This is a genomic window from Sedimentibacter sp. B4 (assembly GCF_000309315.1).
Taxonomy (GTDB): domain Bacteria; phylum Bacillota; class Clostridia; order Tissierellales; family Sedimentibacteraceae; genus Sedimentibacter; species Sedimentibacter saalensis.
In genome coordinates, this window is record NZ_CANG01000032.1 from 1 (window position 1) to 16,495 (window position 16,495).

The 16,495-nt window shown below is 37.3% G+C and carries 13 protein-coding genes; 12 read left to right on the forward strand and 1 reads right to left on the reverse strand.

What is annotated here, in order from left to right; translation table 11 throughout:
- The 11 genes from BN358_RS05470 to BN358_RS05515 all read left to right on the forward strand — a co-directional run.
- The coding region (locus tag BN358_RS05470) for a CaiB/BaiF CoA-transferase family protein (RefSeq protein WP_019228202.1) at positions 1 to 898 on the forward strand (898 nt) is incomplete at its 5' end.
- A 198-nt stretch (positions 899 to 1,096) separates the two neighbouring features.
- Complete coding sequence (locus tag BN358_RS22255) at positions 1,097 to 3,142, forward strand: EAL domain-containing protein (RefSeq protein ID WP_019228203.1); 2,046 nt, start codon at positions 1,097 to 1,099, stop codon at positions 3,140 to 3,142.
- A gap of 166 nt (positions 3,143 to 3,308) precedes the next feature.
- Positions 3,309 to 5,027, forward strand: a complete 1,719-nt coding sequence (locus BN358_RS05480) for an efflux RND transporter periplasmic adaptor subunit (protein WP_019228204.1) — start codon at positions 3,309 to 3,311, stop codon at positions 5,025 to 5,027.
- Between the two features lie 12 nt (positions 5,028 to 5,039).
- Positions 5,040 to 5,732 carry an ABC transporter ATP-binding protein gene (locus BN358_RS05485; protein WP_019228205.1) on the forward strand — a complete coding sequence of 231 codons (693 nt, stop codon included), beginning with the start codon at positions 5,040 to 5,042 and terminating at the stop codon, positions 5,730 to 5,732.
- Positions 5,722 to 6,900: an ABC transporter permease gene (locus BN358_RS05490; protein WP_019228206.1), complete on the forward strand. Its 1,179-nt coding sequence runs from the start codon at positions 5,722 to 5,724 to the stop codon at positions 6,898 to 6,900. Before BN358_RS05485 ends, BN358_RS05490 begins: the two co-directional genes overlap by 11 nt.
- Before the next feature lie 82 nt (positions 6,901 to 6,982).
- Entirely contained in the window at positions 6,983 to 9,244 is a 2,262-nt protein-coding gene (locus tag BN358_RS05495; protein ID WP_019228207.1) for an S-layer homology domain-containing protein, read from the forward strand.
- A gap of 102 nt (positions 9,245 to 9,346) precedes the next feature.
- Positions 9,347 to 9,604, forward strand: a complete 258-nt coding sequence (locus BN358_RS05500; protein WP_019228208.1) for a cysteine-rich small domain-containing protein — start codon at positions 9,347 to 9,349, stop codon at positions 9,602 to 9,604.
- Positions 9,605 to 9,720: 116 nt separating this feature from the next.
- On the forward strand, positions 9,721 to 10,404 hold the full coding sequence (locus BN358_RS28285) for a sigma 54-interacting transcriptional regulator (RefSeq protein WP_255346878.1): 684 nt from the start codon (positions 9,721 to 9,723) through the stop codon (positions 10,402 to 10,404).
- Positions 10,328 to 11,152 carry a sigma 54-interacting transcriptional regulator gene (locus BN358_RS28290; RefSeq protein ID WP_255346879.1) on the forward strand — a complete coding sequence of 275 codons (825 nt, stop codon included), beginning with the start codon at positions 10,328 to 10,330 and terminating at the stop codon, positions 11,150 to 11,152. The genes BN358_RS28285 and BN358_RS28290 overlap by 77 nt, the downstream gene beginning before the upstream one ends.
- Positions 11,153 to 11,331: 179 nt before the next feature.
- Positions 11,332 to 12,495: an alanine dehydrogenase gene (locus tag BN358_RS05510; protein WP_019228209.1), complete on the forward strand. Its 1,164-nt coding sequence runs from the start codon at positions 11,332 to 11,334 to the stop codon at positions 12,493 to 12,495.
- 9 nt (positions 12,496 to 12,504) lie between these two features.
- Positions 12,505 to 13,914, forward strand: a complete 1,410-nt coding sequence (locus BN358_RS05515; protein ID WP_019228210.1) for a Na+/H+ antiporter NhaC family protein — start codon at positions 12,505 to 12,507, stop codon at positions 13,912 to 13,914.
- A 149-nt stretch (positions 13,915 to 14,063) separates the two neighbouring features.
- Here the strand turns inward: BN358_RS05515 and BN358_RS05520 are convergent, their stop codons facing one another.
- The gene (locus tag BN358_RS05520) at positions 14,064 to 14,714 is read right to left on the reverse strand and encodes a TraX family protein (RefSeq protein WP_019228211.1); all 651 of its coding nucleotides are present in this window, start codon (positions 14,712 to 14,714) and stop codon (positions 14,064 to 14,066) included.
- Between the two features lie 156 nt (positions 14,715 to 14,870).
- Between BN358_RS05520 and BN358_RS05525 the strand changes: the two genes are divergently transcribed.
- Entirely contained in the window at positions 14,871 to 16,469 is a 1,599-nt protein-coding gene (locus BN358_RS05525) for a M20/M25/M40 family metallo-hydrolase (protein WP_019228212.1), read from the forward strand.
- The last annotated feature ends 26 nt before the right edge of the window (positions 16,470 to 16,495 follow it).

Below are 16,495 nucleotides of genomic sequence, written 5' to 3' on the forward strand. Positions count from 1 at the left end.
GGGAACAATGGAAAAATTAGGTCTTGGATATGAGGATTTGAAAAAAATCAACCCTGGCATCGTGTACGGATGCGTTTCAGGCTTCGGGCACTACGGACCATACAGCCAGAGAGCAGGTTATGACATTATAGGACAGGCAATGGGCGGACTTATGAGCACAACAGGCTGGCCGGGAGGAGCACCAACAAGAACAGGTACAGCAATGGGAGACGTGTTGGGTGGCTTAGGCTGCACAATCGGCGTTCTTGCAGCAGTTGTAAACAAAATAAAAACCGGAGAAGGACAAAAAGTTGACGTTTCTTTGGTTGACTCGGTTGTATCTTCACTAGAAATAATCACACAAATTTACCTGGCAACAGGAAGAATTCCTGAAAAAATAGGAAACAGATATGAATCTGCATATCCTTATGATTCATTTAAGGCAAAAGACGGAGATGTAATCATAGCATGCGGTAATGACAAGTTGTATAAACTACTTACAGAAGTAATGGAACAACCTGAACTTCTTTCAGATGAAAGATTTGCAACAAATGCACTGAGAGTTAAAAACCATGCTGAATTAAAACCACTCATTGAAGTTTGGTCTTCTCAGCATACTATTGATGAAGTGGTAGAATGTCTGCTTGCTGTAGGAGTACCATCATCACCAATAAATACCATAGACAGGGTTGTAAAAGATCCTCACATTGCTGTAGCAAGAGAGATGTTTGTGGAAGTTGAACATCCTATAGCAGGAAAAACAACATTGACAGGAGACCACATTAAATTCAGCGACAAAAAAGCTGAAATAAGAACTCCTGCACCGACACTGGGTCAGCACAACTTTGATGTTTACGAGAAATTTGTAGGACTGAGCGAAGCTGTAATAAATGAATATATTGAAAAAGGTGTATTCTAATGGTGTAAAAAGTAATTAAGAAGGATTTGAAACAGTATTAACAAAAAAGTAGCATGTTGTGATTGATATGCTGCTTTTTTATTGCTATAATGATTAAGCTTTGCATATGTTTAAAATGCAAAATAATGGGTAGATTATAGTAAATACTATGGTTATTCTTTTTCTATTTCCCAAAAATTCAAAGTGGATGTGAATAATTTGAAAAAACGAAATTTTCCTGATGACACGTCAAAACGCAACAATTCATCAAAAAATATTATTGAATCGGTTAAAAGTATTAATCCACAAAAAGAAGCTTTAATAGTGGTTATAAAATACGGTATTTTTGGTTTGTTGTGGATTGTACTTTCAGATAAGATTCTTGGAATATTTACCGATAATATAGAGTTCTACAAAATTATGCAGATTTACAAGGGATGGTTGTTTGTTCTAATAACAATGGTTATGTTTTTTATCCTGATATCAGAAAAGACAAGAAGCATAAAAAGTGCCACAGACAGAGCGTTCAGGGCATATGAGGATCTTAAAACTTCAAACCATGAACAGGATGTGCTGGAAAAAGAACTTAACTATCAGAAGGACCTTATTCAAAACATAATTGAAGAAGCTCCGGTAATTATTGTTTTATGGGATGAGGATGGGAAAATATTAAAGACAAATTCTTTTTGCTACAAGACCTTCGGTTATGAAGAAGAGGAATTGATAGGAAAGATATGGGTTGACTTTTTTGAAGTATCACATAACAAGCAAAGGGTAAATAATATTTTCCAGGAAATAATACAAAATGGCGGACTTAGGGAATATGAAATCAGTTTTGCTGCAAAGGAAGGCAAAAAGTTAGATATACTCTGGAGTAACAAAGTAATAAAAACAGACAGAGGCAAAAAAGTAATTGTGTCCATAGGTATGGATATTACTGAAAGAAAAAAATACGAAGAAAAAATCAGATACCTGGCATACCATGATTCTCTTACAGGACTGCCTAACAGAGATAAATTTTCAAATGAAATTGAATGTTTGATTGAAAGTAAAAAATTGGACAAGTTTGCTATAGTATTTATTGATATTGACAATTTTAAATATGTCAATGACACAATGGGACATATAATAGGAGATGAACTGTTAAAATATATTGCAGTTAAACTCACTTCATATGTTACAGCACCAGATTTAGCTGCAAGACTTGGAGGTGATGAGTTTGGCTTGCTCATAAAAAACTTTGGTTCAGAAGAAATACTTATGAAAAAATTAGAAAGATTGCAAAAGGATTTAGGCAATACATGGCATTCTGGAATAAGGGAATTTTTCATTTCCATAAGTGTAGGAGCAGCAATTTACCCGGATGACGGGTGTGATGGAGGTGCTCTTCTCAAGAAATCTGACATTGCAATGAATGTAGCAAAAAAAGAAGGAAAGAACAAAGTTCTTCTGTATAAGGAAAATATTCATGAAGACATAATGTGGCATATAAACATGTCTAACAAACTGCAGAAGGCTTTGGACAACAAGGAATTTGAACTTTATTATCAGCCGCAGATTGAACTTTCCTCAGGCAGGATAGTATCCCTTGAAGCATTGGTAAGGTGGAATCATCCAACTGAAGGGTTCATACCTCCTTCTGATTTCATCCCTGTTGCAGAAGAAACAGGCCAGATATATAATCTTGAACAGAGGATTTTTAGAAATGCCCTTATTCAAAAACAAAAATGGGAACAAGAAGGGTATAGAGATATAACATTGTCCTTGAATTTATCCAGCAAGACACTAATAAGCAATATGAACTTCAGGTTCATTGAATCCATTTTATCAGAGTTTGATGTCGATTATACAAAGTTTGTTGTTGAAATCACAGAAACTGCAGCCATTTCCAACGTTGAACTTGCAATTGAGCGGCTTAACAGATTAAAGAGCAGGGGGCTTAAAATTGCCCTTGATGATTTTGGCACGGGTTATTCATCAATAACATATTTAAAACAGCTTCCAATTGACATTATAAAACTTGATAAGAGTTATGTTAAATCTGTAACTGACGGAAAAAGGGACGGCTCAATTATAAAGTTTATTTTGTCACTGGCAAGAGATCTGAATCTGACAGTTGTTGCAGAAGGAATTGAAACAAGCAAACAACTGGATTATTTGAAAAATATCAACTGCAGTTTGGGACAAGGGTATTTCATAAGCATACCTCAGCCTGCAAAAGCAATCACTGAAATGCTAAGCAATAATACATCAAGATACAAATGACATACTGATTAAGAGCCTGATAAATTCAGGCTTTTTTGTTGTGCAGAATTTTTTTTTGTGTTCAAAACCTAAAGTATGATAAATTTCAATTTTATGACACTTAGTGCACACATTTCCAACACAAAGCAAGATTATATTTTTCATATAGAAATTAAGGAGGACATAAATGAACAAGGAAAAGAATTTCAAGAAATTCAAACTGCCTAAAATCGAAAAAATAAAACTGACAAAAAAGAAAATTGCAATATTTTTTGCAGTTGTTGCAGGAATTGCAGGAGCTTTGTTTGGATACAATGCAATATTCGGCAAGGAAGAAACAGATTCAATAAACACAGCAACTGTAACAAAAGGAGATTTGACTGTTTCAATTGAAGGTTCAGGTGCTATAGAAGCAATGGAGATGTATGAAATAACATCTCTGGCAACGGGAGATATTTTGCAGTCAGATTTTGAGGAGGGACAAGAAGTTAAAAAAGGAGATTTGCTTTATGTGATTGATACGAAAGACATAGATAATACAATTGAAAAAGCAAAGGTTTCTCTTGAAAAACAACAGCTCACACACAATCAGACCCTTAAGGAATATGCAGGGCTGTCTGTTGAAACACCCATATCCGGAGTAATCACACAGTGTTACGTAAAAGCAGGTGATTCCGTACAAAACGGTACTTCAATAGCTGATATTATTAACAATGAATACATGATGCTTGAAGTGCCCTTTAACTCTGCAGATGCTGCAAATATAAATGTTGGTGATGTTGCAAACATCGTTCTTGAAAATTCTTTTTATGAAACAACAGGAACCGTTCAATATGTTTCATCGGGAGAAATAATAACAGATTCCGGAGCCACTGTTTCAAACGTGAAAATCAAGGTTAAAAATCCGGGCTCAATTACAACAGCGGACAAGGCAACTGCTATTGTAAATAACGTTGCCTGCAACTCTTCGGGAACATTTGATTATTGGCAGCAAAAAACAATTAAAGCTGAAACTTCAGGAGATGTTGTAAGTGTAAACTACACAACAGGAGACAACGTGAGAATAGGAAATGTAATAGTAAATCTTGAAAGCGAAAGTGCTGATGTAACACTGAAGACAAGCGAACTGTCACTTTCTGATTCAGAGCTGTCCCTGCAAAACACATATGATAAGCTGGAAGATTATAACATAACCTCTCCTATTGACGGAACAGTAATTGAAAAAACATCAAAAGCGGGAGATACACTTGATTCAGATTCAAACAGCACTGTAATGGCAGTGGTGGCGGATTTGTCCAACTTGAAATTTGATATTGATGTGGATGAACTGGACATAGGAAAAATTGAAGTTGGGCAGTCTGTTGAAGTTACTGCTGATTCTCTGGAAGGAAAGGTTTTTGAAGGAACAATAGCCAACATAAGCAAAATAGGTACTAACTCAAACGGTGTTGCATACTATCCTGTAACTGTTGTCATGGAATATTCAGAGGACCTTATGATTGGAATGAACGTTGATGCTAAAATAGTAATCGAGTCAAAAGAAGATGTACTGATGATACCGGCATCTGCACTGAACAGAGGAAACAGGGTGCTGGTTGAAGACAAAGACGGCTCCAAGGCAGCAAATCAAGATGAAAATTCAAAGAAAATGCCCGGCATGGCCAATGTTCCCGACGGATATACATATGTAACTGTTGAAATTGGAATAAGCAATACTGATTACGTGGAAATAACAAGTGGTCTTGAAGAAGGAGACACAATAATTGTTCCCACAGAAACAACAACCACAACAACTCAGCAGATGATGCCTGGAATGGAAGGCGGAATTCCGGGAGGACAAATGCCGACGGGAGGAGCACCCACAGGACGATCAACAAGCGGAGGCGGAGCGCCCGGAGGATTTTAAAGGAGGCCATTAATGATTGATTTAATAGACATATATAAAATTTACCAGGTTGGTGATACAGAGATCAGGGCTCTCGATGGAATAAGTCTGCACATTGACGAAAAAGAGTTTGTAGCAATAGTAGGTCAATCAGGCTCAGGAAAATCAACATGCATGAATATGGTAGGATGTCTTGATATTCCAACATCAGGCAAGTATATTCTAAACGGAAGGGATGTGAGCAAATTAAATGAAGATGAATTGTCTGAAATACGTAACCTTACATTGGGGTTTATATTTCAACAGTACAATTTGATATCAAAATTAAATGTATTTGAAAATGTTGAACTTCCCCTCATATATAGAGGAATAGAAAAGCATGACAGACAAAGAATGGTTGAAGAATCATTGTCTCGTGTAGGGCTTTTGAACAGAATTTACAACATGCCATCACAGCTTTCAGGAGGACAGCAGCAAAGAGTTTCCATAGCAAGAGCGTTGTCCGGAAATCCTCCGGTTATTCTTGCAGATGAACCTACAGGCGCTCTTGACTCCAAAACAGGGCAGGAAGTTCTCGAGCTACTTAAACAAATAAATGAAGAAGGAAGCACAATTGTTCTTATAACACACGACAACTCCATTGCCCATCAGGCAAAGCGAATTGTAAGGCTTCATGACGGAAGCATAACAGAGGATACCATCGGAGGTCACAGCAATGAATTTTAAGCAATCTTTCAACATGGCAATTAAAAGTCTTCTGGGAAGCAAGATGCGTTCATTCCTTACAATGCTTGGTATTATTATAGGTGTGGCTTCTGTAATAATTCTGGTGAGTTTAATAAGCGGAATGGCTGCAGACATGTCAGCAAGTTTTGAGAGCATGGGTACGAACCTTATATCTGTCAGCATTAGAGGAAGAGGCGGAAACATAACCATAGACCCCGATGACATGCAGGAACTTGTGGATGAAAATTCCGAAGTGCTTGCAGCAGTCACTCCTCTTGTAAACATTCAAAGCGCCACAGTCAAATATGAAACAGAAAATATTACATCCACATGCACAGGCTGTAATGAATTTTATCCTGATATTAAAAACAGTGAAACATCTTCGGGAAGATTCATTACTTACCTGGATGTTGAAAAAAGACAAAAGGTATGCGTTGTTGGATCCTACATTGTCCAGGAGTTGTTTGGAGGAGCCTCTCCCTTAGGAGAACAAATAAAGATTAATGGTTCATCCTTCACGGTTGTGGGAGTTCTGGAGGAAAAGGCTGATTCTGAGGAAGGAAGCGACGATGATGTGGTTATGATTCCTTACACCACAGCTGCAAGGCTTTCATTCATGGGCAGAGTCAGCAGCTATTCATTCAGTGCAGCATCAACAGAAACCGTTGAAAATGCAATGGCAGCAATAAACAAGCAAATGGGAGAATATTTTTCAAGCTCAGACTATTACAGTGTATTCAGCGCATCCCAGGCCCTGGATCAGGTAAATGAAATGATGGGAACAGTAACCCTTGTACTTGTAGGTGTTGCAGCCATATCACTTCTGGTTGGAGGAATAGGCATAATGAACATAATGCTTGTTTCAGTGACTGAAAGAACAAGAGAAATAGGCATAAGAAAATCTCTGGGAGCAAAAAGGCACGATATTATGAGCCAGTTTGTTGTAGAAGCTGCAACCACAAGTTCAGCCGGAGGAATAATAGGAATAATGCTTGGGCTTTTTTCATCGTACCTGGTGGGATCTCTTCTCGGCATGACTGTCAAGCCGTCCATGGGAGCTGTAATAGTAGCATTTTCAGTTTCTGTCGCCATAGGCATAACATTTGGATATTTCCCTGCAAACAAAGCAGCTAAAATGAACCCCATAGATGCCTTAAGACATGATTAATTCAATTGTTATAACAGTTTATAAGTAAATATCATTCAGGGGAGAAATCCCCTGTAATTACTAATATGAAAGGAATTATAAAATGAAAAAAGTATTGGCAGTCGCGTTAATAATACTGACGCTTGCATCAACTTTCAACCCGGCAAATGCTTTGGAAGTGTCCAGTGAAGAAATTACTGAAGTTATGGAGTCCCTTGGAATAATGAACGGTTATCCGGACGGGAATCTTCATCTTGGGGATAAGCTTACAAGGGCACAATTTGCAAAAATAATGATAAATGCTTCCATCTATAAAAACAGCGTGTCATCAAGATCCAGCACTTCTCCTTTTCGAGATGTTCAATATTCAAGCTGGTCAGCGCCATATGTGAGCGTGGCTGTTTCAAACGGGCTCATAAAAGGGTATCCTGATTCAACGTTTAAGCCGGACAAAAATGTTACCCTTGAAGAAGCTGTTACAGTTGCTTTGACTCTAATGGGATACACAAGCGAAGATTTTGGTTCTTCATGGCCTTATGGACAGCTAAGCGCTGCAGCAAACATCGGATTGACAAAAAATGTTTCAGCAACAGCGGGAACTGAAATAACAAGACAAGATGCAATGAGAATTGTCTACAACATGCTTAACAGCAATACGAAATCAGGAACAAGCTACATAGATTCAACAGGATACAGTCTACTTGAAAATGTAATCTTAATTGCAACTTCAAATGAGGATCCATCCATTGGTGCAGGAAAAGTATCCACATCTGAAGGAACTTACAAAGTTGCTGATACATTCAATGAGGATAGTGTAGGGAAAAAAGGAAATGCAATTTTAAATATTAACGATGAAATAATATGCTTCATGCCATCAAGCCAGCAGGTTGAAACTTATACAGCCTATGCTGCCCTGGAGAATGACATAATAGTTGCAACTGAAGGTGGATACACTTTAGCACTGGGACTAGACTCAGGAACAACCGTGTATGTTGATGGCACTAAAACAACTGTATCAAATGCTGTTTCAAACATAAGTGTCGGAGACATAGTAAAGGTTTCAAAGATAAACGGAAACATAGACTTTGTTGTAATATCAGGAAACACTCTGAAAGGTCCTGTTACTGTAGCTGGTTCGGACTGGGTTAACATGTTCAATACGGATGTGTCCGGTGTCACATTATTAAGAAACGGAAACAAGGCAACTGTAAAAGACATCAACTACAACGACATATTGTATTATTCAGATTCATTAAATACAATATGGGCATACAACAAAAAAATTACAGGTGTTTATGAAAAAGCATATCCCAATCAGGACCAGCCTTCCGGTGTAACTATTTCAGGTATTGACTATTCTCTGGAAACAATCGCAGCATTCAATAAACTGTGTTCAAAAGGAACATTTGACATAGGTGACAGTGTTACTCTCCTTCTTGGAAAGGATGGAAAGGTTGCTGATGTAGTTTCCCCCACAGAATCAAAGACAGAAGTTGTTGGCTATATGACTGAAAGCGGAACGAAGAGTGTTACCAATTCATCAGGCTACACATATTCTGCTTACTACATAAAAGTTGTGACAACAGATGATGATGAGCTTGAATATGAAGCATACAAGGATTATTCAAGCAAAATAAACAGTGTTGTAAAGGTTAAATTTACAGACGGCCTTGCAACAATAACAACGCTTAGCAGCTCATCACTAAGCGGAACATTTGACTGGGACAATAAAAAACTTGGTAGCACTAAGCTTGCAGAAGACATTAAAATAATGGATGTGGGTGCCACGGATTCTGATTTGTCAAGTCAGTATGAGATAGTCTTCCCTCAACGTCTTGACGATGTTAAAATATCCAGTTCAGATGTTATGTATTACAGTAAGAACACAAACGGTGAAATAGACAATCTGATTCTTCAAAATGTTACGGGAGATGCATTGGAATACGGCATTGTTACAAGCGCAGAAGTAACAGAGGAAGACAACAGCACATCATCCGTATATAAATGCAATATCAACGGAAGCATTCTCACTCTTGCCAAAGATAACGGTTCATATACAAGTATATCTTCAGGAGATCCTGCAGCCTTTGAAGTAAGCGGTGGAACGGTTGTTTCCATAAAAAAATTGTCCCAGGTGTCATCAAAAATCACAGACATTAACGGGGTGCAGATTGAAACTTACTCAGGATCATATTTATTAAGCAGCAATGTTGTTGTATATGAAAAAAGCTATTCAGGAAATGGCTTCAAGGTTCTGCCACTGTCAGAGATTATCAATTCAGACAACTATACCTTGACGGCATACTACGACAAGGCTGAGGTTAACGGAGGAAGAATAAGGATTATAATAGTAACTGAAAAATAATGAAGGCGCGAAGAATACTTCGCGCTTTTTTTCCTATCAATTAACCGTTTATATTGTGGAACAAATATGATATAATCAGACATAATACTTTTAGGAGATAATATGACTGAACATTTTAAATTTTATCAAAATTCACAGTGTGAGTACTTCCCATGTCATAAGACTGAAGACAAGGAAAATTTCAACTGCCTTTTTTGCTATTGCCCATTGTACATGCTAAAAGGAGAATGCGGAGGAAATTATATAAAGAATCACGGCATTAAAGATTGTTCCAAATGCCTTGTACCTCATGGAAAGGGAAGCTACGAAAGAATAATGTCCAAGATGAAAGATGTTGTAAAAAAAGGCAGCGATTTTTAATTGTCAAAATAAAAATAATAAATACATCCTTAATGTATTTATGTTGAACAAATATATGGTTTTAATTATAATAATATAGTAATTGCATTATTTATTTTGAATAACCGAGGCAAATTATGGAACTGATGAAAAACTTATTCAACAACAAAGGTTATATAGACGGTATTACAATAATTGACTTAAAAGGCGAAATACTTTTTACTGCTAAATTCAACAACAAGCTTAATGAAGGCGCAGATGAAAATTATGAAGTTGTAGGAAAGAAGTTTCTGGATGTGTATGAAAATCTGGATGAAAAGTCCAGCACAACATATCAGTCCATGATTCACGGAGTTCCTTTTTATGTTGAAAACCAGTCTTTGAAAGCAACAGGTACAATGCCCATAAAAATTACGTCTCTATCCATACCAATAAAATCAGACAGCAAAATTGTGGGAGCCATAGATTTATCAGTGCGGGAATATGACGAGCTTAAAAAGGATGAAGTTGAAATTGATACTGAGCTTTATGAAAAGAGCAGGAGAGCAAAAATTGACGCTTCAACATTTGAAAGAAATCATATGGATAAGCTTGAATCAAAAGAAAACCAAGCAAGCTATGTTACGGATAACATTATTACAAACAACAAAAGGATGAATGAGCTTAAGGACTATATAAAAGTTGCAGCAGGCTGCAGCCTTCCAACATTAATATGCGGAGAGACCGGAACCGGAAAGGAACTTTTTGCTCAAGCCATACACAATGAAAGCAGCAAGAAAAAACAAGCCCTTTATCTCGCAAAACTGTGCTGCCATACCTGACAACCTGCTTGAAAGCATTTTGTTCGGAACATCTAAGGGCGCATTTACCGGGGCTGTGGACAATGCCGGCTTGTTGGAACTGGCTGAGGGAGGAACTATATTTCTGGATGAAATAAACTCTATGCCTGCTCATCTCCAGTCAAAACTGCTAAGGGTTCTGCAGGACGGAACATTCAGAAGTATCGGTTCCAAAGAAATAAAGACTGTTGATGTGAAGGTTATAGCTGCCAGCAATGAAGACCCATTAAAAGCAATAGATCTTGGTACCATGCGAAAAGATATTTATTACAGATTAAGTGCCATAAGCTTCAACATACCTCCCCTACGGGAAAGAAAAGATGATATACCTATTTTGACAAGCTACATTATTTCGAAGTATAACAAGGTGTTTGGGAAAAACATCAAATTTGTATCAAACAAACTTTATGAAAAACTTAATCAATACGACTGGCCAGGTAATGTGAGAGAACTGGAAAACATTTTGATCTATGGTCTGAGCATGGTTGACGGATCAAGTGAAAGCCTTAAGTTTTCTGATATAGAGCATAAATTCAACCAGCTGATTGACTTGAACACTGAGTCACAGCTAGACATAGAACCTCTGGAGTCAATGGTTGAAAAGTATGAAAAATCAATTATAGAAAGAGTGCTCCAGAGTACGGATTACAATGTGTCAAAAGCATGCAAAATTTTAAATATACCAAGGCAGACACTTCAAAGGAAAGCAAAAAAATTTAAAATCATTTGAAATATTGCCCACATTTGAGCAGCGTCCTGCTCATTTGCGGGCAATATTTAGTGTTCGGACTATGATATAAACAACAAGCAGAATATGAAAATATTGAATTTTCAATCTTTAAATATTTTTGTTCCGTTGGCATGAATAATGCAGAAATAAGGACAGAATAATTTAAAGGAGGAAATATTTTGATTTTTGGAGTATTGAAAGACATAAAAAATGGGGAATTCAGGGTTATAGCAACTCCATCAGAAGTAGCCAGCATAGTTGAAGACGGACACAAGGTTCTTGTGCAGAAGGACGCAGGTTTGAAAGCAGGGTTCCTGAACGAAGAATATGTGAAGGTTGGTGCTGAACTGGTTGAAACCATGGAAGAAATGTATTCAAGGTGTGATTTCTTGGCAAAAGTAAAAGAAATTGAACCGCCTGAATTTGAACTTCTCAGGGAAAATCAGATTGTATTCACATGTATCCATCCGGCTGCTCACAAGGAAGAGGTTCAGGCATTGCTGGACAAAAAGGTTATTGCTTTCACTGCTGAGGATTCACACCGTTACGGTTCTCCAAACTGCGAAGCTGCAGGAAAACAGGGAGCTCTCATGGGACTTGAATCTCTTTTATCCATTAACGGAGGAAGCGGAAAGTTTGTAAGCGGACTTGCCGGAGCACCGGGAATAAAGGTTCTCATACTTGGAGGAGGAATTGTGGGCAAAAATGCACTGCAGGTTCTTCAGTCTCTTGGAGCATGGGTTACAGTCATGGATGTTAACATTGCAACATTAAGAGAAATAGGCAAAATGTACGACGAAAAAGTAAATACCATGATTTCAACAAAGTACAACATCAGAAAGCTGCTTCCTGATACAGATTTGGTAATCAACTGTGTTAAGTGGCCAAAAGGAAGCAAGGAATTTCTTATTGACAGGGAAATGGTTAAATCAATGCCTAGAGGTTCTGTAATAGTTGATATAAGCAATGACTACGGCGTTATTGAAACATTCCACGAAACAACTCACGAAGACCCAAGATATGTGGAAGAAGGCGTTGTGCATTACTGCGTAAGCAATATTCCGGGAGCAATAGCAAATTCAACAACCGTTGCATATGCAGCATCAATTTTGCCTCACCTTAGGAACATCATGAACCTGGGAATAGAGAAGGCATGTATCAGAGACGGATTTTTAAGAAGAAGCATGACAACATACAAAGGATATCTTACTCACGAGGAAACAAGTGCACTGCAGGGAAGACCTTGGATAAGACCGGAAGATGTTTTGAAAATAGCTGATGAAAATCTGGATCCGGCACCACCAGCAACAGTATCAAGATCAAACAATAAAATTACCCTTTAGGAGGAAGAGATGGAACAAGTAGTAAATATGGGTTTTATATCGATAATACCGTCACTTTTAGCAATAGCTTTAGCTTTTGCAACAAGAAATACGGTTGTTTCTCTAGGATTTGCATGCATACTGGGTACTTTACTTGCCGGCCAGGGAATAATGGGATTTCCTACATTAATAAAAACAAGCCTTGGCACAACAAGTTTTGCATGGGTAATGCTTTTAAACACTTTTATTGCAATATTAGTTGCTTTTTTTCAAAAAACAGGAGCAATTCAAGGATTTTCGCAATATATTCAGAATAAGAACTTAAGTAGACGTGCAGTACAGCTTTTAGCATGGCTGTTGGGAATGTTTGTTTATTTCAGCGATTCATTCAGTCCTTTATTCGTTGGAACAACAATGAGAAGCATTTCTGACAAAGCAAAAGTTTCCAGAGAAAAATTGTCGTACATAGCAGATTCAGGGGCTGCTCCTGTAAGCGTACTGGTTCCCATAACAGGCTGGGCAGCATATTTAAGCGGTCTGGCTGTAGGTATAGGGGCAATCGTCACTCAGGAAGATGCCATGAAATTATTTATCAAAGCTGTTCCATTCAACTTCTATGCACTTATTACTGTTATTTTTGTAGGATTAATATCCGGAGGAATAATAAAAGACTTTGGACCTATGAAAAAAGCTGAAGACAGAGCAATAAAGGAAGGAAAAGTTTTAAGAGACGGCGCTGATCCTTTAATAGGAAAGGAACTCACAGAAATGGAAGCTTATCCAGGAATCCAGCAAAGAGTGTTTTTGAACTTTATACTTCCTGTAATAATGATAATGACAATTGCCATTGGAACATATATTAAGCTGAAGTCTGCAAAGACAATGGAAGCATTCCTTTTCGTAATGATATTCATGGGAATAAGCATGTTCATTCAGGGAATTCCTTTCAAGGAAATCATGCACACAATGACTGACGGTGTTAAAGGAGCGGTTCCAGCAATCATGATACTGGCATTGGCTTATTCAATCAATTCTTTGAGCAAGCAAATGGGAACAGCAAATTACATTATTTCAATAAGCGAAGGTTTCCTTAGCCCTCAGCTTCTTCCGGCTATAATATTCTTGATTGCTTCTGTTATGGCATTTGCAACAGGAACTTCATGGGGAACATTTGCAATCTGTATGCCTATAGCATTGCCTCTTGCTTTCAGTTTCACAGGTGGAGAAGCAACAACATTGGTTGTTGCATGCTTTGCTGCTGTAGCTGGAGGTGGAGTTTTCGGTGACCACTGTTCACCTTTGTCTGACACTACAATACTTGCATCAACAGGTTCTGCTGCAGACCACATAGACCATGTAAAAACTCAGCTGCCATACGCATTAATTTGCGGTGGAATGGCACTGGCAGCATACCTGATTATAGGATTTACAAGCATATAACAAAAAACAAAAAAACATCGTTGAAAAACGATGTCAGACTATTGATAGATCTATTTTCTATAAATTGTATGGGCGGATTGTGTCCGCCCGTTTTGTAAATTCAATAATTTTTTTATCAACCTGACATCGTTTAAATTCTTCGATGTTTTTTATTTGTTTAAAAAGTAAAACAGCAAGAGGTGAAGAGGATAGGCTGCATAAAACAAAATCTGCAGAAACTTGTTATTAAGCCCCGGTTCGCCGTTGTAAAAATATATGAAAGGAAGAGCAAGAAGAGAAAATTGCTGCAGAGGTGATGACATGAGGTTTATAAATAACATTATGCCCGCCATGTATAACAATTGCCTTTTTTTAGAAAAATTTCTGGTAAAATAAAATGACAATATGTAAATGACTCCCATTATGCTGTAGTCAACAGAAAGAACCATTGCTAAAATTCCAGCTGCTGCAATTACTAGGCTTTTATCGAAATTGTATTTTTGTTCCTTTTTTTCAAGAAAATAAATTGCAGCAAGTCCTATGAACAATGTGAAGAAAATATTCTGGTGAGCAAATCCCACACTTCCGTAAAAGGCCAAATCAAACGGAATCTCTGAAATAAATGCAAATAATAACAATCTTTTACCGTATTTTTTCACATTGCTTGTATGGAAGTAACCTTCCACAAGAAGGAAGCAATAAACAGGAAATGCAATTCTTCCTATGATTCTGTAAATATTTTCTCCGCTGTGAAAAATTGCTCCGTAATGATCAATTATCATTGTAGCAAGAGCTACTGCTTTCAAGAATAAAACATTCATTTTTATCTCCAGTAATAAATTAATAATTAATTATAGCATTGCATTTTATATGCTGCAATAATAATGTATTTCCGTGGAAATATTGTTTGAAGTGGTGATGTGTGTATAGTATAATTCTGGTAAATGAACAAATATAGGAAAAAAGAAGAGGATAAAATGAATATTAGAGAGATTCTTTACAGACTTGTTCAAGTTCAAAGCGATACGGGAAGTGTAAAAGAAAATGACATGGCACAGTGCATTTATGGCATTATAAAAGAAGATGAATATTTCAGAAAAAATCCGGAACTTTGCGGCATGTACCATAACGACGACTTTTTGGGAAGGGCTGCAGTGTGGGCTCTAAGACGCGGTACCACTGACAAAACTATAGTGTTGTCAGGACATTATGATGCAGTTGAAATAGAATCATACGGCACTTTAAAAAGTTATGCACTGAATCCTGACGAACTGAAAGAAAAGCTTAATGACTTGAGCTTGCACGATGATGCGAAAAATGATCTGAAAGACAGTGACTGGCTTTTCGGCAGAGGAACATGCGACATGAAGGCAGGAATTGCCATAGACATTGACTGTGTTCTTGAACAAATAAACAGTGAAGTTAATGTTATGTTTGTTGGTGTTCACGACGAGGAAAACCTGTCTGCAGGCATGAGGCAGTCAACAAGACTGTTAAGCGAATTAAAAGACAAGTTTAATCTTGATTACAGGCTGGTTGTAATCACTGAGCCACATGGAAGGAAAAGACCTGACACATTTAAAATTTCGCTGGGTTCTGTTGGAAAAATTATGCCATTGATAGTTGTCAAGGGAAAAATAGCCCATTCAAGCGATGTGATGGAAGGCTTGAACTCAACTGCCATTATGGCAGAGATAATTTCAAACATGGAACTTAATCCTCATTTGTGTTCAACAGACAGAAATATGACAACACCTCCTCCTACTGTTCTTTATGCCAGAGACATGAAGGAAACATATGACGTATCAATTCCGGAATACAGCTCGGTGTTTTTTAACTATCAATTTTTAAAGAGCAAGACTCCTGAAAAAATAATTGAAGAAGTTAAAGACATGTGCTTAAATTCAATGAAGACAGTAATTGACAAGTACAACAGGGCATATGACATATTAAATGAAAACTACAGTCTTAAGGGGAATAATAAAAGAAGTTACAATCCCTTGGTATATAAGTTCGAAGAAATTGAAAAAATTGCATCCGAAAACAATGATAATTACATAACTCTGAAGAAGGAATTAATTGACAACATAAACATACTTGTAAGAAACAACGAAATATCCATGCAGGATGCCGGAATTCTCATAGTAAAAAGGATAATTGAGCTCTCAGCCATTACAGAGCCTGTTGTAGTAATAGGAATAATTCCTCCTTACTATCCTGCAGTTAACAACAGCTATCTTTCAAACAACAATGAGATATTTGAAAACACAATTGAAAAGGTGCTTTCTGAACATTATGGGTTGAAATTAGAGAAGGAAAGTTACTTCATGGGAATCAGTGATGGAAGCTACACATCATGCACAAACAGAAAGGGCGAGGAGGAAGTTATGTCTAACATGGTTACTTCCAAGGAAATCTACGACATTCCATTTGATTATGTTGAAAATATTTCTGCTCCCGTTATAGTGCTTGGACCATGGGGAAAGGAATATCATACAATTTATGAAAGAGTATATATGCCGGATGTTGAAAAAACAGTTCCCGATTTAATAAGAAAACTGATTAACACAATTTAATCAAAAGACAGCTTCATTGGAAGCTG